This window comes from Streptomyces sp. NPDC002133, assembly GCF_040296405.1.
In the GTDB taxonomy this organism is placed as follows: Bacteria; Actinomycetota; Actinomycetes; order Streptomycetales; family Streptomycetaceae; genus Streptomyces.
This window is the reverse complement of the sequence record NZ_JBEOXF010000015.1, coordinates 99,401-116,276: the sequence shown is the minus strand read 5'-3', so window position 1 is coordinate 116,276 and position 16,876 is coordinate 99,401. Positions and strand designations below refer to the sequence as shown.

Sequence of the window (16,876 nt, the reverse complement as noted above, 5' to 3'; positions counted from 1 at the left end):
CAGGGCTACCCGGTGCCTCAGTGGGCAACCACCGGCACCGCCACCTCGTCCTCGACGCCCTCACTGCCCGCGCGGCCGGCGTTGACCAGGGCCAGGACGATCAGCGTGGCGATCACCAGCATGCCGACGGCGAACCAGATGGCGTTGGCGTAGCCGTGCACCACACCCTGCAGCTGGACCAGCTGCCGCTGCGGCTCCGTCGCGGCGTCGGCGATGTGGTCCTTGACGTAAGAGGTCGTCGCGGAGGCGGCGATCGTGTTCAGCAGGGCCGTGCCGATCGCGCCACCCACCTGCTGCGAGGTGTTGACCATCGCGGAGGCGACACCGGCGTCCCGCGGCTCGATGCCCAGTGTGGGCAGGGACATGGCGGGCGTGAACGTCGTACCCATACCGAGACCCAGCAGCAGCAGCGCAGGCAGGACGGTCGAGGCGTACGACGAGCTGACCTCCAGCTGCGCCAGCAGGAGCATGCCGGCCATGGCCACCAGGAAGCCGGGGGCCATCAGGAACCGGGGCGGGACGCGGGTCACCAGACGCGTGCCGATCTGGGTCGAGCCGACCATCATGCCCACCACCATCGGCAGGAAGGAGAACCCGCTCTTGATAGGCGAGTAGCCCTTCACGACCTGCAGGTAGTAGGTCAGGAACAGGAAGGTGCCGAACATCGCGATGACCGCGATGCCGAGGGAGAGGTAGACGCCACCGCGGTTGCGGTCGGTGACCACGCGCAGGGGCAGCAGCGGTGCCTTGACCTTGGCCTCGGTGAAAACGAAGGTAAGCAGCAGGACCACCGACACGACGAACAGGGAGATGGTCGTGTTGTCGCCCCAGCCGTCGGACTCGGCACGGGTGAAGCCGTAGACCAGCGAGACCAGGCCCAGGGTGGACAGGACGACGCCGGGGATGTCGAGCGGCGAGTGGTTGCGGCCGCCCTCGGGCTCACGGACGACGAAGTAGGCGCCGGCCGCCGCGGCGATCGCGAACGGGACGTTGACGAAGAACGTCCAGCGCCAGTCCAGGTACTGGGTGAGGACACCTCCGAGGATGAAGCCGACGGCGCTGCCGCCACCGGCGATGGCGCCGTAGATGCCGAACGCCTTGGCGCGCTCCTTGACGTCCGTGAACATCACGGCGAGCAGCGAGAGCGCGGCCGGGGCGAGCAGGGCGCCGAAGACGCCCTGGAGGGCGCGGGCGCCGAACATCATCGCCCCGGTGGTCGCCGCGCCGCCGAGCGCGGAGGCGGCGGCGAAACCGATCAGGCCGATGACGAAGGCGCGCTTGCGGCCCCACAGGTCGCCCACCCGGCCGCCGAACAGGAGCAGACCGCCGAAGGCCAGGGCGTAGGCCGTGACGACCCACTGCCGGTCGCCGTCGGAGATGCCCAGATCCTGCTGGGCGGAAGGCAGGGCGATGTTCACGATGGTGGTGTCGAGGACGACCATCAGCTGGGCGAGCGCGATGAAGACGAGCGCTTTCCAGCGGTTGGCGTGCGCGTCACCGGGAGCCTTGAAAACTGTTCGAGACATGAAGGTATCCACTTCGGGACTTCGTGAGGAAAAGGCTGGCTGAGAGTGCCTGAGGGCGTTGCCTCGAAGGGATCACTGCTCTCCGCGAGGGCCTCTGCCACGGAAGAGGTGACTACTTGTCCGGCGATTCCCGCACGCGTCGTCGCGTTCGGCGGTACTGCGCCCCCAGACCCCCGCCCCCGTGCCCGGTCAGGGCGTGAGGGCGATGATGCGGAGCGGCTGGTCCCTCGGACGGTCCGCCCCGTGGACAGCCATCCGCTGGGCCGGCCGTCCTCGATCAGGGAGTGGCGAAGGCGGCTACGCGGACGCGGCCGACACGGTGAGCGAGTTCCCAGCGGTGGCGACGGCCAGAGAAACTGTTGGACTCTTCCCCGCCGTCCAGGTTGATCCGGACGGCAGCGGTGAGCCGCATCGTGAAGCGGCCCGAGGGGCCCTCGCGGTCGAAGAAGCCACTCCGTGGCCCGGTAGCGGGAATGGTGGGGCTCTCAGGTGCGGTCCCGGAACTGGAACGCAGCCCGTTCCGGGACTCACCTGAGAATGGACGGTCTCTCCGTCGCCCGCCTTCCGACGGGCGAGGGCGTCAGACCCGGACGGTCTTGAGTGCGCGGGCCCAGGACTCGAGCTGGTCGAACAGGGTGGTCGCGGCAGCGTCGTGCTGCTCGCCCGGCTTGAAGACGGAGAAGTTCTCGAAGTCGGTGAACAGCGAGAAGGACAGCTGCTGACGTACGTGGGCCAACTGCAGTTCGCTGGCCACGCCCCGCAGGTGCTCGATGGCCCGAGCGCCGCCGAGCGAGCCGTAGGAGACGAAGGCGGCGGCCTTGTTGTTCCACTCGCCGTACAGGTAGTCGATCGCGTTCTTGAGTACGCCGGAGGTGGAATGGTTGTACTCGGGGGTCACGAAGATGTATCCGTCGAACTCGGCGATCTTGGCCGCCCACGCCTTGGTGTGCTCACCCTGGTACTGGCCCATGGCCGGCAGAATGGCCTCGTCCAGGTGGGGCAGCGGGTAGTCGGCGAGGTCGACCAGCTCGTACTCGACGCCGGTGCGGGCGCCGGACCGGTCCACCACCCAGTCCGCGACAACCTTGCCGTTGCGGCCGGGCCGGGTGCTTCCGAGGATGACGGCGATCTTCAGGTCACTCATGGGGTCTTCTCCTTGATGGGCCGCCGATGCGAGGCCGACCCTTTCACATGAACTTTCATGTGAAACCCTAGAGCAATGACTCATGAATGTTCAAGTGTGAGCCGCGACTCCTGAACGTTCATGCCAGATAGACTCCGGGCATGCCTGAACAGCCTCCGCACCCGAACGATCAGCGCCGCTGGCTGACCCCGGCGGAGCTCAAGACATGGCAGCAACTCGGCCTGATGATGCAGAGACTGCCCAGCGCCCTGGAAGCGCAGCTGCAGCAAGACGCGCACCTCAGTTACATCGAGTACTACGTCCTCGCCGGGCTGTCCGAGCAGCCGGGACACCGCATGCGTATGAGCGACCTGGCCGTCCGCGCCAACTCCGAACAGTCCCGCCTCTCCCACCTGATCAGCAGGCTGGAACGCCGAGGATTCGTCCGCCGCGAACCCGACCCCACCAACGGCCGCTACACGCAAGCGATCCTGACCGAAGCCGGCCACGCCCACCTCGCCGAAGCCGCCCCAGGACACGTAGCCCGGGTACGCGACCTCGTCTTCGACGTTCTCGACCCCGCCGAACTCGACACCCTGCGCACCACCGCCGAGAAGATCAACGAGACGATCGACCGCCAGGAACAGCAGGCCAACCCCCGCAAGAACACCGCCCCTCGGCAACCACAGCAGGACACCACGCCGCAATGAACCTCGACGCGAGCAACGCCGGACATCCGACGTCGCACGCAACGAGTTCGGTGGCGGTGTCGTACAGCCGCTGCACCAGGCGGCCGGCCCGCGAGAGCGGGTCGGCCGTGGGCTGTGCGCGGGCCACGGCGGGCAGCGACATCGTCGTCTGCAGTGGGACGCTCCCAGACCAGCACGGGTGAAGCGACCGAGAACACCGGGCTCTGCCCGCTCGGCGGCGCGCCTGCGACTGCTCTCTCCGGAGCTCGGACCAGGCACATCATTGATGACGCTCTGTCACCACCGCATGTGAGACAGGGCCGTTAAATTGACACACCCCCGGAGCGCGTGGCCGCCGCCGAAGGAACTGCCGGCGCGGCTCAGATCCAGCCTTGTTGCCAGGCGTGGTGGGCGGCGGCGTGGCGGGTGGGGGCGGCCAGCTTGGACATCGCAGCGGAGAGATAGTTGCGGACCGTGCCCGGTGCCAGATGGACCTCGGCGGCGATCTCGGCAACCGAGGCGCCGGTGCGGGCGGCGCGCAGGACCTGCAGTTCCCGGTCGCTCAGGGGGCAGTCGTCCTCGGTCAGCGCAGAGGCTGCGATGTCGGGGTCGACGTAGCGGCGGCCGGCGGCGATGTCACGGATGATCTCCGCCAGCCTGGCCGCGGTGGTCGTCTTGGGGACGAAGCCGCGCACGCCGGCGGCCAGGGCGCGGCGCAGCACCGCGGGCCGGGCGTGCCGGGTGACCATGATGATCTGGGTGGGCAGTTCGGTCCGGATCTCCTCGGCGGCGCGCAGACCGTCGGTGGGCGGCATCTCCAGGTCGAGCACGGCGATGTCGGGGCGGTGTTCGCGGGCGAGCCGCACCGCGTCGGTGGCGGTGGATGCCTCGGCCACCACGGTGAAGTCGTCCTCCAGCGCGAGCAGGGCGGCGAGGGCGCTTCTGAGGAGATCCTCGTCGTCGGCGATCAGCAACCGGATCAACACGCCGCTCCGTTCGCCGAGGCCGGCAACGACGCCAGGACTACGAAGCGGTCGCCGTCTCGGCCCCACGTCAACTCGCCGCCGGCTGCCCGCAGCCGCTCGGCGAGGCCGCTCAGCCCGGTGCTCTCCGTGGCGGCGGAGTGCTCGTCGGCGCCGTCGTTGCTGACCCGCAGGCGGGCGAGGCCGCTGGTGACGCGGTAGTCGACCTCGGCGTGCCGGGCGTGGCTGTGGCGGAGCACGTTGGTGGTGGCCTCGCGCATCACCAGGCCCAGCAGGTGGCGGGTGGGGCCGGCCAGGTCGGCGGCGACGGCCGCGGGGTCGAGGGCCATCCGGGCGTCGATGTCGGCCGCGGCCAGCACGCGGGTGGCGTTGGCGATCTCTTCGTCCAGTGTCGTACGGCGGTAGCCGTGCACCACGGCCCGCGTGTCGCGGAGGGCTTCGGCGGACAGGCGCTGCACGTCCCTCATCTCCTCGGCGGCGCGCGCCGGGTCCAGCTCCGCGAGCCGCGCCGCCAACTCGCTCTTCAACGCGATGATCTGCAGGTGGTGTCCCTGAATGTCGTGCAGGTCGGCGGCGAACCGCAGCCGCTCGTCCTTGACCGCCAGCTCCGCCTCCAGCCGCCGCGCCCGATCCAGCCGCCCCGCGACGTCCCACGCCCAGAGGGGGCCGAGCACCATCCAGACGGTGAAGGCGATGAGCCCAGCCGGGAACAGCGCGGCGTACGCCAACTCCCCGTCCCCGGCGGCCAGGCTGACGGCACCGCCCGGCAGCAGCGCGAGGACCACCGCGCCGACGATCAGCAGCCGCCTGCGGCTCGGCGTGAGGTAGGTCGCGCAGATCGCCACCGTGACCGCGGGCGCGACCGCCCACAGTCCGTAGTTGCGCCGGACCAGCGGGAGCGCCGCGAGCACGACCGTGGCGACGCACGCGGCGAGCAGCCAGCCCATGGGCGGGCGCGCGGGATGCGGGTGGCCCGCCGACGGCGCAGCCAGCCATCCGCTGAGCAGCACCGCACTCGCCACGGCCTCGACGGCGAGAGCCGCGACGGCCGGGGTGCGGGCCCAGAGCGGCACGTCGCCGTCCAGGATCCAGACACCGAAGAACACCACCAGAAAGCACACCGCGCTGCCCGGCACGGCCCACCAGGTGTAGCGCCGGAAGCTCGTCAGCCCCGTCCCGCGCTCGCTCGCTCCCTCACGCACGCGGCCATTGTCGCAGCAGCGGGGCGCGCCGACCGTGTGTCGTCCGGCTGGTCTCCGCATGACAGATGTCATGCGCAGACGTGACAACGCCACACCCGGACGTGCTGCTTCGGCACTACTGGCGGCTCTTCCGCTCGCGCAGGCTGAAGCGCGTAAAGACACCCCGGCCCTGCATGTGAGGAGAGCGTGATGCAGGCACGGAACCACACCAGGCTGGCACACACCCAGGACGCCGCGGCCCGTCCCGCCGGCAAGGCTCGCGGCGGCCACAGCTGGTGGCACTTCGCCCGCCACTACCTGGAGATGGTCGTCGCGATGGCCGTCGCAATGCTCGTCCTCGGCGCGGTGACGCGAGGCGTCCTGGCGCCCGCGGACGTGGAGTTCTCGGCGACGCGCCATCCCGAACTGGCGTCGTTGGAGATGGCGTTCGACATGTCTGTCGGCATGGCCATCTGGATGCGCCACCGCGGCCACGGCTGGCTGAGCACCCTCGAGATGTGCGGCGCGATGTTCGCCCCCGCGCTCGTGCTGTTCCCGCTGCTCTGGCTGGGCGTCGTCGCGCCCGACTCGATGATCACCCTGGAGCACCTCGCGATGCTCCCGCTGATGCTCCTGGTCATGCTGCGCCGCCGGAGCGAATACGGCGGCTGACCCCGCACCCCTTCCGCCTACGCCTGACGCCCCAGGAGACGCCATGACTGCCAAGACACATGCGGCGACGCCGGTCACGACCACCGGAGCCGCCTCCGCAAGGCGGAGCCCGGCCCGGGTGCTGATGCGCCGCTGGCCCACGGCACTGGCCCTCGCGCTCACGGTCCCCGACCTGCTCAGCGGGAACGGCTCGAGGGACGCGAGCGGCGCGGTCGCCGCCTTCGGGGAGGCCCTGCCCCTCCTGCCACTGCTGTACCTGATCGTCAACCAGCTCGGGAAGCCCCAACTGACCTGGCCCGTGCTCGGGGCAGGGCTGGCGACCATGGTCGCCCTCCGGGCGCAGGGCGCGGTCCCGCCGTCCACCGTCCTGGTGACCGTCGCGCTGATCCTGCTGATCTGGGGCACCGTTCGCGGGACCCCGCACGGTCGGACCGTCTTCGGAATCCAGACCGCAGGGGCGTTCATCTTCTGCGCGCTCGCCCTGACGGGACTGACGGTGGACCCGGACCTCGGCCGCCATCTGGTGGCGGCCGGCTGGCTCCTCCACGGCGTCTGGGACTTCGTCCACCTGCGGCTGCGCAGGCTCGACGGGATCGTGTCCCGTACATTCGCCGAGTGGTGCGGCGTCGTGGACATCCTGATCGCCGTCGAGCTGCTCCTCCTGCCATAGCCGTACGGTCCTCCAGGTCGGGTCACGTCACCCTCCGGCGGTGCACCAGGCGGTGCTGCGGCACTTCGCCGCCACCGGATCGGCCCCCTGGGTGCCAAGTGCTGGAGCCAGTCGGAGCGTTGGCGGGGCTGCATCGAAGCGCGTAGGGGCATCGTGCCGTCGCGGTGGTTGCCTGCCGGGCACGGGCAGGACCAGTCTGGAGACCTCGAAACCGTCCCGTCTCCCCGCTGCGAGTGGAGGCCGCCCGTGGCCAAGAAGTGCTCCGCCCCCTCGTCCGGGTGCTCGTCCTGCCTGCGCTGTGGCCGACGGCCGTGTTCGCGCTGGCAGGGGCCGCGCAGCGTGCTGCGGCTGGGCCGGACCGTCCTGACCTACCGCGGCTGTGTGCGCTGGTCCGCGGCGACCACCCTTGCCGTCGCCGGGCTGCTGATCGGCGGCGGCATCACGGGCGCGGTGCTCGTGACCGGTACTGCCGCCGGAGCCATCGGGCTCGGCTGGGCGGCGTTCACGCTGCGGATGATCCGTCTCGCACCGTCCTGCCCCGGCCCCGGCGGCGGATCCGGACCCGGCGGTACGGGCGTACGAGAACCACGTCGGCCGCGGCCGACGCCGCCCGGCGGCGCCATCGCGCTCCCCCTGCCCGACAGCCCGCCGGGCGGTGCCGCCGCCACGGTCTGACACCTGCCAGCCGCGGTCAGTCGGCCAGGAGCGGGCCGAAGGTCTGGACCCCGATCTCCACGGCGCGGTCCTGGTCGATGATCTGCCCCTTCACCTCGCGATGCTCGCGCATCCACTGCTCGGCCGAGGCCCGGCCGGTGAAGAAGTTCAGGGCGTCGCAGCACACCGTGGCCGCCGGCCCGTCGCCATCGCGGCGGCCGACGAACACCACCGCCTCGGCGGGCTCCCACACAGCGGCGCCGTCGGCGAAGGCGACCTTGACCGGATGGCCGTCGACCGGGTCGCCGGACGACACCGTCACGTTCTGGCCGAGCATCGCCGAGATGCCCAGGGCGTCGATCGCGCACATCGACCATGCCTCCACCCCGCTCGCCAGCCGGACCCGGTGCCGGGTCTCGACGGCCGAGAACGGGTAGGCGGCCCGGATCCGGCCCGCCAGGTCCAGGTGCAGGAAGTCCTCCCGGTCCAGCTCGGCGAGCACCTCGCCGGCCGTCCGCCCAGCCGCGGCCGCCAACGGCTCCAGCTCACCCGTCTCCGGTGCCCGGCCGGTGGTCGCGAAGTGCCGCAGCACCGCCTGGTGCACCGCCCGCAGTCCACGCTCGGCGGGTGCACGACGGCCACGGCCGGCCCGCCCGATCGGGTCCAAGACGTCCGGCTCGCAGCACTCCATCCCCGCATCGGCCCCGGCCACCTCCGCCCCGGCGAGCGCGCGCCCCAGCGCCGTGACGCTGGGCGCCCCCTCCATGCGGCCGTCGTCGTCCCGGTAGAGGCGGCAGGACACGCTCGGCACCGCGCCCGCGGCCGCGAACGGGTCGACACCGTCGAGCAGGACAGTAGGCGAGCCGGTCATGCCCCAGCGGGCGGCCTCGGCGTCCTCGCTCACCTCAACCAACTCCACCTGCGCCACGCGCCCGTCGAGCGCCGCGGTGATCCGCTCCAGCACGACCGGCGCATTCGGGCAGTCAGGCACCGTCAGGACCGTGATCCGCATCCCGCTGTCCTCCCATTTCGATGACCTCGCACCGACCGTAGACCTTCCAGTGCACTGGAAGGTCAAGACGTAGCGTGGAGGTATGCGCATAGGAAAGCCGGCTACCGCAAGCGGAGTCACGGCCAAGACCATCCGCTTCTACGAACAGGCCGGGCTGCTGCCGGAGCCGGCCCGCACCGCCGGCGGGTACCGCGACTACGCGCCAGAGGCCGTCCAGCGGCTCGGCTTCATCCGCGACGTCCAGGGCGCCGGCCTCAGTCTCGCCGAGATCCGCTCGGTCCTGGAACTGCGCGACGACGGCCAGGCCCCCTGCGGGCATGTCACCGAGCTGATCAACGCACACCTTGCCGAAATCGACCGCCGCATGGCCGAGCTCGTCGCGACCCGTGCGGCGCTGCGCGGACTCGCCCGTCGTGCGACCCAAACCGACCCGGCCACGTGTACCGAAGGCTACATCTGCCGCATCCTCACGACGTCAGCGTGACGCCGACCGGACCCGGCTCCCGGACAGCTGCCGCCAGCCCGGATACCGCGACTGCTCACGTCGGACGACTGGCCGTCGCGGGCCGGTCGGTGCGCCAGGCCAGGACCACGAGCAGCAGGCCGCCGCAGACGATGGGGCGCTGGTAGTGAGCGGGCTAGCGGAGTTGGACGAAGACGGGGTTCAAGTAGAACCACAGATCGCCCCAAGGGCTCTCCAGCCCGTCAGCGAGGGGTGCGGCCTCGTCAGTGCTGGTGCCGCGCACCCGGGCGTAGAGGTCGCCTTCCACGGCTCGCGGGTGTGCCGGATGGCGGAGTCCTTTCCCTGCTTACGCCAGTCGCTTGGGCCGAATCGCGCCACAACCTCCGCGGTCGGGTTGGTGTCGTTGTCGAGGCCGGCGCTCGGGCCGGCGATCTGGCCCACGAGCAGGTCGACGCGCCGGACCTCCGGACGGTCGCCGTTGGCGTTCTTGCCCTCCAGCGGCCGGAACCTGATCTCGATTTCGACGTCGGTGCGGTGGCGGCGGCTCACGGTGAGCGTCTCACCCATGGCGGCGTCACTGCCGCGGTTGCCGGCCGTGAGCTCAAGACTGGTGATCAGATCTCCGGTGCCGACCCAGATCCGTCCGGTGCGGAGCCCGTCCATGATGTCGGCGTAGTCCTGCCTGGCCAGCACGTGGGTCTTGCTGTATTCACCCGGCCTGAAGTCGGATCCGCCGCGTGTACCAGTGCACGCGCGAGTCCGAGGTCGCGGTGATCCACCAGCGCCGGCCTTCGCCGAGCAGCGAATCCCAGAGTCCGCCGACCCGAGCCGTCATCTGGTCGAAGCCCGCCATGGGTCGGGTAGTTGCCGTACCTCCCTGCGCGTCGAGGTGTCCGACACGCGCGGTGAGCGCGTCGGCTGCCGGCCCACGGAGGTCGGCGCGCCGCCGTCCGCGGCGGAGGGCGGTCGCGGGCTGGTCCTCGTCGTGGCGCTCGCCGACCGGGTGGGCGGTGCTCGATCGCGTATCCGTCGGGAAGACGGTCCGCGCGGAGCGGACCTGCCGTGCCAGGGCCTGTTCCCCCGTTCCGGTCCTGAGGCGGGGCAGGGGCAGAACGCGACCCTCCGAGGACCGGGCACCACCCGTCAGTCGACCACGCGTCGCGGGGCCGGCGCGGACGCCGGCTCCCGTAGTGGCATGGGAGATGGCGCGAAGGCCAGTGAGGACAGGAAGGACAGGGACCTCAGCGAGGACAGGGAAGTCCGCGCAGGCAAGAGGGGTAGGCCCCGCATCAGCCGTACCACCGCGGTCCCGTAGGCGATGCCGAAGACCAGCGAGACGAGCAGGGCCAGGTGCTTCGAGATTCCGTCGATGAGCGGGTAGATCTGCCAGTGCGTCAGATAGATGTACATCGAGCCGGTCGCCATGAGACCGGCGACCTGGTTGACGCGCTCCCGGCTGGGCAGTGTGGGCACCCACACCAGCAGCGTGAACCCGGCGACGACGATCGCTTCGCGCCAGGGCTCGCCGGGAAAGAACCCCGGCACGGTGGCGATCGCGGCCGCCGTGACCAGCAGCCGCTGCGGCACCGTGTGGGACTTCGCCGCCGCCCAGCCGAGTGCGAACAGCCAGAAGACAGTGACCGCGTCCGTCATCTGGGAGCGCTGCGGGAGGCCGACGAGTTCGTAACGGGTGAGCAGGCCGAGGCCCGCGAGCGCCACGGGAAGGCCGTACGGGAAGCGCCGCTCGGCCCGGTCGACGGCGGGGACGCAGAGGACGGCGACGACGGCGATCAGGATGTAGACCAGGGCCTCGATGAACCAGGTGTGGATGCCCGACCCCATGTCCTGCGGCCTCAGGGCGTTGTGCAGGAGGAAGAGATTGTCCCACGTGTAGTCGTCGCTGATGAGGAGGGCGAAACCGATCCAGGCCATGCTGGGCAGGGCGATGCGGGTGATGCTGCGACGGACGCGGCGGACGCGTTCGCGCCGTCCGGCGTCGGTGAGGTGGAAGCGGGCGAAGTTGTACCCGGCGACCGCGAGCAGCAGATGCGCCCCGCCCCTGATCGTGAAGACGCCGATGTGCGAGCCGACGACGCAGAAGATCGCGGCGGCGCGCAGGGCGACGCCGGTCTCCAGTGTGCGTCTTCGGGAACGGGAGGACCGGGAGCGGGACCGTGCGGCGGGGGGCTTGTGCTCGGGCGGCGTCAGCAGTTCGCGGATCGACGTCGTGTGCCAGTCGTGCGGCAGATGGCCGAGCCGGTCCTCCAGGTGGATGGACATCTCCACGTACGACAGCGAGTCGCCCCCGAGGCCGACGAAGGTGCTGTCCTCCGTCACGTCCGTCCGGTCGAGGATCTGCGCGTACAACTCGCACAGGGCCTCAGCGGCGTCGCCGGTGGAGGGGGTGTTCGGGATGCCGTCGAAGTCGGGGTGGTGGGCAAGCGCGAGTACCGCCCGGTAGTCGGGCTTGCCGGTGGGCAGGCGGGGCAGCTCGTCCACGACCTGAACGTGGACTGCGCCTGTCGGCAGGCCGCACTCGTCCGCGACCAGCCGTCGTATGCGCCGTTCGTCGAAGGCGCCGGGGTTGCTCGAGTCGCCCGACGCGACGGCCGCGACGGCGAGGGCCTCGTCGTCGCCGGTGCACAGAGCCGCGACCCCGTGCCGTTCGAGCATCAGTTCAACGCGCTGCGGGTCGATCCGCAGGCCGAGGATCTTCACAAACCGGCTCCGGCGCCCGACGATCTCGTAGAGCCCCTCGGAGGTGCGCCGTGCGATGTCACCGGTGCGCAGTTCGTCGACGGTCCGGCCGAGCGAGAGGTCGTCCGGGGTGCGGGCGTAGCCCAGCATGACGTTCGGCCCGGAGTACACGAGCTCCCCGGTGTCCACGCCTGGGTGGTCCTCGGCCGGTTCGAGGCGGAACGAGCCGCCGGGGACCGGAACGCCGATCGACGCGGGGTGCGCGGCCGCGAGATCGGGCGGCAGATAGGCCATACGGGCGGTCGCCTCGGTCTGGCCGTACATGACGTACAGGTCCCAGCCGCGGCGTTCGCACAATGCGGCGTAGCGCGCCACGCGGGCGGGCACCAGCCGGCCGCCGGCCTGGGTCACGTACCGCAGATGCGGCAGGTCCATGTCGGCGAAACCGACCCGGTCGAGCAGGTCGAAGGTGTACGGGACGCCCGCGAGGGAGGTGCCGCCGGCGCGGCGGAAGAGGTCCCAGAAGCAGGAGTCCGCCACGGACAGCCCGGTGAGGACGAGACCCGCCCCGCGCAGCAGATGGCTGTGGACGACGGAGAGCCCGTAGCAGTAGTGCATCGGCAGGGTCGTCGCGGCCCGGTCCGTATCGCGGATGCCGAGATACGTGGCGATCGCCTCGGCGTTCGACTGGAGGTTTCCGTGCGAGAGCCGGACCAGCTTCGGCGACCCGGTCGAACCGGAGGTGCTGAGCAGCAGGGCCAGGTCCGGGTGCAGGTCGTGGGCGGAGACCGAGCGCCGCTCCTCGAACTCCCACTCTCCGGGCGCCGGCCGAACCACGACATCGGGGTCGTACGCCGCGATCAGCGACTCCACGGCCTCCGGATGGTCGCCCGGGACGAGGAGCAGAGGATGCCCCGCCGAGAGCGCGGCCAGATGGACGACCAGGGCCTCGGCGGTGTTGGCGCCGGACAGCAGCACGAGCCGCCGCTCGGCGCCCAGGCGCAGCACGGCGTCGGCGACCCGAGCGGCCAGCTCGCGGTAGGAGATCTCGCCGTCGGCGGTGATGAGGGCGGTGCGGTCACCATGCGTTGCGAGGCGATGGGCGAGGAGCAGCGTTCTGCCGCCTGCGGGCGGTGCGGGGTGGAGCGTCACGGGCGCATCGTAGGTAAGCCTTCCCTTATCGGGAAGAGGGGCGGTCGTCGTTCGCCGAAGCGGCGGGGCGGGGAATTCCCCGAGCGTCCATCAACTGCCGTCGCCTGCAAGGGTGATGAGGCCCGAAGGGCCTGTTGGCCCGTTCGCGCCTCGCCCCCCCGTGTCCAAGCCGTTACCGATGGCCCTATTGACTCTTAGGTGAGGTTTACCTTACCAATGCTCTGTTCGTTGGTCCTCTCCCCCGGCACCGGTCACGCCCCACGCGGCATCGCCCCGCGTGACGGCGGTGAGCACGTCAGGAAGGCTTCACCCTCATGCGACGCCCGTTGGCCCGCAGTCTCGCCGCCGTAGCCGCGGCAGCCCTGTTCCTGCCTGCCCTCGCCGGCTGCAGCGACGAGCCGGCCGGGCTCGTCATCTACTCCGGCCGCAACGAGAACCTCGTCGGGCCCCTGATCGAGAAGCTGGAGGAGCACCTCGGCACCAACGTCGAGGTCCGCTACGGCGACAGCGCCGAACTCTCGGCGCAGCTCCTCGAGGAGGGCGACAAGACCGAGGCCGGCCTCTTCCTGTCGCAGGACGCGGGCGCGCTCGGCGCGCTGTCCACGGAAGGCCGGCTCGCGCCGCTGCCGCAGACGACACTCGACAAGGTCGCACCGAACTACCGCAGCGCCGCCGGCGACTGGGTCGGCGTCAGCGGACGCGTCCGCGTCATCGCCTACAACTCCGCGAGCGTGCCCACACCCCCGGACAGCGTGCACGACCTGGTGAAGCCCGAATGGCAGGGCAAGATCGGCTACGCCCCGACCAACGCCTCCTTCCAGGCGTTCGTCACCGGCATGCGCGTCCTCGAGGGCGACGAGGCCACCCGCACCTGGCTGAAGGACCTGAAGGCCAACAAGCCGAAGGCGTACGAGAGCAACCTCAACGTCCTCGACGCCGTGGACTCCGGCGAGGTGTCCCTCGGCCTGCTCAACCACTACTACTGGTACGAGAAGGCGGCCGAGAAGGGCGCGGACAAGCTCGAGGCCAAGGTGCACTACCTGCCCAAGGGCGACCCGGGCGGCCTGGTCAACGTCGCCGGGGTGGGCCTGATGAAGGGCGCCGACAAGCAGCAGAGCGCGTACGCGCAGAAGGCCGCCGACTTCCTGCTGTCCGCCGAGTCGCAGCGCTACTTCGCCGAGGAGACCAAGGAGTACCCGCTGGCCGCGGGCATCAAGCAGGCCGACGGCGTGCCGCCGCTCGACTCTCTCCAGCCCCCGAAGATCGACCTGGGCCAACTCAGTTCGTTGAAGGCGACCCTGGCGATGCTCCAGGACGTCGGAATGGTCTGACCCGTGACCACACCGGGTTCCTCCGTCCGCGCGCGCCACGACACCCGCCGAACCCGCCCGTCCCGCCCGGCAGGCGCGCCCGCGCCCGCCGGGCGGCGGCGCACCGGCTCCCGGCCCTCCTGGCCGCTGCTCCTGACCGCCTGCGCGGCCGCGGCGCTCGCCGTACTGCCGCTCGGCTACCTGGGCGTACGGGCACTGGAGCGCGGTCCCGCATTCGCCTGGGACGTCGTCGCCGACGAGCGGACCGGGCTGCTCCTGTTGCGCAGCCTGGGCCTTGCCGTCGTCGTCGTCGCGGTGTGCCTGCTGCTCGGCGTGTCCCTGGCCTGGCTGACCGTGCGCACGGCACTGCCCGGCGCCCGCGCCTGGTCGGTCCTCGTGACGCTGCCGCTGGCCGTGCCCAGCTACGTCGCGGCGTTCGCGTGGCTCTCCGCCGCGCCCTGGCTCGCCGGCTTCACCGGCGCCGCACTGGCCATGACCCTGGTCAGCTTCCCGTACGTGTACCTGCCCGTCGCCGCCGCGCTGCGTGGCATCGACCCCGCGCAGGAGGAGGTGTCCCGATCGCTGGGGCACGGCCCGCTGCGCACATTCCTGCGCGTCACGCTCCCCCAGCTGCGACCGGCCGCTGCCGGTGGCGGGCTGCTGGTGACGCTGTACGTCCTGTCGGACTTCGGTGCGGTGTCGCTGATGCGGTACGACACCTTCACCCGCGGCATCTACACCTCGTACCGGGCGAGTTTCGACCGCACCCCGGCCGCAGCGCTCAGTGCCGTGCTGGTGGTCATGACCGTGGCGCTGGTGGCGACGGAGGCCCGCACCCGGGGCCGCGCCGGGCACGCCAGGACCGGCACGGGCACCGCGCGCCCGGCCGTGCCCGTCGCGCTCGGCCGGCTGCGGCTGCCCGCGCTCGCCTGGTGCGCAACCGTCGTCGTCGCGGCCGTCGGCTTCCCGCTGGCCGTGCTCGGCTACTGGCTGGCCGCAGGCTCGTCCGCCGCCTGGGAGCCCGCGCTGCTCACCGACACCGCGCTCACCACGCTCGGCGTGGCAGCAGCGGGCGCGGCGCTCACCACGCTGCTCGCCCTGCCCGTCGGGGTGATCGCGGCCCGCCATCGCGGCCGGACCGCGCACCTGCTGGAGCAGGCCGCGTACGCGGGACACGCACTGCCCGGCATCACCGTCGCCCTCGCGCTGGTGTTCTTCGCCGTCCGCTACGCCCGCCCGCTCTACCAGGAACTGCCCCTGCTGGTCTGCGCCTACGCGGTGCTGTTCCTGCCGGTCGCCGTGGCCGCCACCCGGGCGGCCGTCCTCCAGGCCCCGCCCGTGCTGGAGGATGTCGCCCGCTCACTCGGCCGCTCACCCCTGAAGGTGCTGCGCGAGGTCACCCTGCCGCTCGCCGCGCCCGGAGTCGCCGCCGGAGCCGCCCTGACCTTCGTGGTCTGCATGAAGGAGCTCCCCGCAACCCTGCTGCTGCGCCCCACCGGCATGGACACCCTGGCCACCCGGCTGTGGACGGAGACCGGCGCCGGCTCGTTCGCCGCCGCGGCTCCCTACGCGGCCGCGCTGATCCTCCTCGCCGCCGTCCCGTCCTACCTGCTCGGAAGGCACCGCACATGACAGACCTTCGGATCGCGGGACTGACCAAGGCGTACGGCCCCGGCACCACCGTCCTCGAAGACCTCGACCTCACCGTCCCCGGCGGCTCCCTGGCCGCCGTCCTCGGCCCCTCCGGCTGCGGCAAGACCACCCTGCTGCGCATCGTCGCCGGCTTCCTGCACGCCGACGCAGGCACCATCACGCTCGGCGGACGCACGCTCACCGCCCCCGGTGTGCATCTGCCGCCGGAGCGCCGGCGCATCGGCATCGTGCCCCAGGAAGGCGCACTGTTCCCGCACCTCGACGTGACCCACAACGTCGCCTTCGGCCTCACCAGCCTGGACCGCGGCGCACGCGGCCGCCGCGTCGAGGAGATGCTGGAACTGGTCGGGCTCGGCGGCTACGGCGACCGGATGCCGCACGAACTCTCCGGCGGCCAGCAGCAGCGCGTCGCCCTCGCCCGCGCCCTCGCCCCCGAACCCCAACTCGTCCTCCTCGACGAGCCGTTCAACGCCCTGGACAGTGCGCTGCGGGCCGGCGTACGGGCCGATGTGCGCGCCGCCCTCCGGGCCACCGGCGCCACCGCTGTCCTGGTCACCCACGACCAGCAGGAGGCCCTCTCCACGGCAGACCTCGTCGCGGTCGTCCGGGACGGCCGCATGGCGCAGTGCGCCGCCCCGCAGGAGCTGTACCACCGTCCCGCCGACCCCTGGGTGGCCGCATTCGTCGGCGACGCGGTCCTTCTCACCGGCGCCGCGAACAACGACACGGCGACGACCCCCCTAGGCCACATCGCCTTGGCGGGCCCACCCCGCGGACTCCGCGAGGGCCGGGTGCTCCTCCGCCCGGAACAGCTCCAACTGACCGACCCCGCAACGGCGGACGTCCAGGGCACCGTGACCGACGTCCGCTTCTACGGCCACGACGCCATGGTCACCGTCGTCGTCGACGGCGTGGACGGACCGATCGACGTCCGGGTCCCCGGCCCGGTACCCGTGCGCGCAGGCGGACGGACCGGTATCCGCGTGACGGGAGAGGCAACGCTCCACCCGGCGACCAGTTGAGGGGGCGATTGGCCGGCGGTGTCGTCGGCTGACGGGGTGACCGCCGCGCGGCGGCCGCTCCTGACGTGG

At 71.5% G+C, this 16,876-nt stretch carries 16 protein-coding genes; 8 read left to right on the top strand and 8 right to left on the bottom strand.

Annotated features, from left to right (window positions below; genetic code table 11):
• Positions 1-17: 17 nt before the first annotated feature.
• Together ABT078_RS17975 and ABT078_RS17970 are read right to left on the bottom strand one after the other, a co-directional pair.
• Entirely contained in the window at positions 18-1,526 is a 1,509-nt protein-coding gene (locus ABT078_RS17975) for an MFS transporter (RefSeq protein ID WP_351228700.1), read from the bottom strand.
• Between the two features lie 580 nt (positions 1,527-2,106).
• Positions 2,107-2,670 carry an NADPH-dependent FMN reductase gene (locus tag ABT078_RS17970; protein WP_351228698.1) on the bottom strand — a complete coding sequence of 188 codons (564 nt, stop codon included), beginning with the start codon at positions 2,668-2,670 and terminating at the stop codon, positions 2,107-2,109.
• A 140-nt stretch (positions 2,671-2,810) separates the two neighbouring features.
• Between ABT078_RS17970 and ABT078_RS17965 the strand changes: the two genes are divergently transcribed.
• Positions 2,811-3,359, top strand: coding sequence for a MarR family winged helix-turn-helix transcriptional regulator (locus ABT078_RS17965; RefSeq protein WP_351228696.1), 549 nt, complete (start codon positions 2,811-2,813; stop codon positions 3,357-3,359).
• Between the two features lie 359 nt (positions 3,360-3,718).
• Here ABT078_RS17965 and ABT078_RS17960 read toward each other — a convergent pair whose 3' ends face one another.
• Together ABT078_RS17960 and ABT078_RS17955 are read right to left on the bottom strand one after the other, a co-directional pair.
• The gene (locus ABT078_RS17960; protein ID WP_351228694.1) at positions 3,719-4,321 is read right to left on the bottom strand and encodes a response regulator transcription factor; all 603 of its coding nucleotides are present in this window, start codon (positions 4,319-4,321) and stop codon (positions 3,719-3,721) included.
• Positions 4,318-5,523, bottom strand: coding sequence for a sensor histidine kinase (locus ABT078_RS17955; RefSeq protein WP_351228692.1), 1,206 nt, complete (start codon positions 5,521-5,523; stop codon positions 4,318-4,320). The genes ABT078_RS17960 and ABT078_RS17955 overlap by 4 nt, the downstream gene beginning before the upstream one ends.
• A 189-nt stretch (positions 5,524-5,712) precedes the next feature.
• Here ABT078_RS17955 and ABT078_RS17950 point away from each other — a divergent pair, with 189 nt between their 5' ends.
• The 3 genes from ABT078_RS17950 to ABT078_RS17940 all read left to right on the top strand — a co-directional run bounded on the left by ABT078_RS17950 (position 5,713) and on the right by ABT078_RS17940 (position 7,519).
• Entirely contained in the window at positions 5,713-6,174 is a 462-nt protein-coding gene (locus tag ABT078_RS17950) for a hypothetical protein (RefSeq protein ID WP_351228690.1), read from the top strand.
• Between the two features lie 43 nt (positions 6,175-6,217).
• Positions 6,218-6,844, top strand: a complete 627-nt coding sequence (locus ABT078_RS17945) for a hypothetical protein (protein ID WP_351228688.1) — start codon at positions 6,218-6,220, stop codon at positions 6,842-6,844.
• A gap of 339 nt (positions 6,845-7,183) precedes the next feature.
• The gene (locus ABT078_RS17940) at positions 7,184-7,519 is read left to right on the top strand and encodes a hypothetical protein (RefSeq protein WP_351228686.1); all 336 of its coding nucleotides are present in this window, start codon (positions 7,184-7,186) and stop codon (positions 7,517-7,519) included.
• A gap of 16 nt (positions 7,520-7,535) precedes the next feature.
• Here the strand turns inward: ABT078_RS17940 and merB are convergent, their stop codons facing one another.
• Complete coding sequence (gene merB, locus ABT078_RS17935; RefSeq protein WP_351228684.1) at positions 7,536-8,510, bottom strand: organomercurial lyase; 975 nt, start codon at positions 8,508-8,510, stop codon at positions 7,536-7,538.
• 82 nt (positions 8,511-8,592) lie between these two features.
• Between merB and ABT078_RS17930 the strand changes: the two genes are divergently transcribed.
• Positions 8,593-8,994, top strand: a complete 402-nt coding sequence (locus ABT078_RS17930) for a heavy metal-responsive transcriptional regulator (RefSeq protein WP_351228683.1) — start codon at positions 8,593-8,595, stop codon at positions 8,992-8,994.
• 180 nt (positions 8,995-9,174) lie between these two features.
• Here ABT078_RS17930 and ABT078_RS17925 read toward each other — a convergent pair whose 3' ends face one another.
• The 3 genes from ABT078_RS17925 to ABT078_RS17915 all read right to left on the bottom strand — a co-directional run bounded on the left by ABT078_RS17925 (position 9,175) and on the right by ABT078_RS17915 (position 12,822).
• Entirely contained in the window at positions 9,175-9,666 is a 492-nt protein-coding gene (locus tag ABT078_RS17925; RefSeq protein WP_351228682.1) for a hypothetical protein, read from the bottom strand.
• 16 nt (positions 9,667-9,682) lie between these two features.
• Entirely contained in the window at positions 9,683-9,826 is a 144-nt protein-coding gene (locus tag ABT078_RS17920) for a hypothetical protein (RefSeq protein WP_351228681.1), read from the bottom strand.
• Positions 9,827-10,116: 290 nt separating this feature from the next.
• Positions 10,117-12,822, bottom strand: coding sequence for an AMP-binding protein (locus tag ABT078_RS17915; RefSeq protein WP_351228679.1), 2,706 nt, complete (start codon positions 12,820-12,822; stop codon positions 10,117-10,119).
• Positions 12,823-13,136: 314 nt separating this feature from the next.
• Between ABT078_RS17915 and ABT078_RS17910 the strand changes: the two genes are divergently transcribed.
• The 3 genes from ABT078_RS17910 to ABT078_RS17900 are packed head-to-tail and all read left to right on the top strand — an operon-like array spanning position 13,137 to position 16,807.
• A complete protein-coding gene (locus tag ABT078_RS17910) occupies positions 13,137-14,153 on the top strand; it encodes an iron ABC transporter substrate-binding protein (RefSeq protein WP_351228677.1) in 1,017 nt (338 codons plus the stop codon).
• A gap of 3 nt (positions 14,154-14,156) precedes the next feature.
• On the top strand, positions 14,157-15,764 hold the full coding sequence (locus ABT078_RS17905) for an ABC transporter permease (RefSeq protein ID WP_351228675.1): 1,608 nt from the start codon (positions 14,157-14,159) through the stop codon (positions 15,762-15,764).
• Positions 15,761-16,807, top strand: a complete 1,047-nt coding sequence (locus tag ABT078_RS17900; protein WP_351228673.1) for an ABC transporter ATP-binding protein — start codon at positions 15,761-15,763, stop codon at positions 16,805-16,807. The genes ABT078_RS17905 and ABT078_RS17900 overlap by 4 nt, the downstream gene beginning before the upstream one ends.
• Positions 16,808-16,876 lie beyond the last annotated feature (69 nt).

Bases quoted from the DNA above. Each gene is read 5' to 3' on its own strand.
- ABT078_RS17930 (WP_351228683.1), top strand. From the start codon at position 8,593: ATGCGCATAGGAAAGCCGGCTACCGCAAGCGGAGTCACGGCCAAGACC.
- ABT078_RS17965 (WP_351228696.1), top strand. From the start codon at position 2,811: ATGCCTGAACAGCCTCCGCACCCGAACGATCAGCGCCGCTGGCTGACC.
- ABT078_RS17945 (WP_351228688.1), top strand. From the start codon at position 6,218: ATGACTGCCAAGACACATGCGGCGACGCCGGTCACGACCACCGGAGCC.
- ABT078_RS17975 (WP_351228700.1), bottom strand. From the start codon at position 1,526: ATGTCTCGAACAGTTTTCAAGGCTCCCGGTGACGCGCACGCCAACCGC.
- ABT078_RS17910 (WP_351228677.1), top strand. From the start codon at position 13,137: ATGCGACGCCCGTTGGCCCGCAGTCTCGCCGCCGTAGCCGCGGCAGCC.
- ABT078_RS17970 (WP_351228698.1), bottom strand. From the start codon at position 2,670: ATGAGTGACCTGAAGATCGCCGTCATCCTCGGAAGCACCCGGCCCGGC.
- merB (WP_351228684.1), bottom strand. From the start codon at position 8,510: ATGCGGATCACGGTCCTGACGGTGCCTGACTGCCCGAATGCGCCGGTC.
- ABT078_RS17920 (WP_351228681.1), bottom strand. From the start codon at position 9,826: ATGGCGGGCTTCGACCAGATGACGGCTCGGGTCGGCGGACTCTGGGAT.
- ABT078_RS17900 (WP_351228673.1), top strand. From the start codon at position 15,761: ATGACAGACCTTCGGATCGCGGGACTGACCAAGGCGTACGGCCCCGGC.
- ABT078_RS17950 (WP_351228690.1), top strand. From the start codon at position 5,713: ATGCAGGCACGGAACCACACCAGGCTGGCACACACCCAGGACGCCGCG.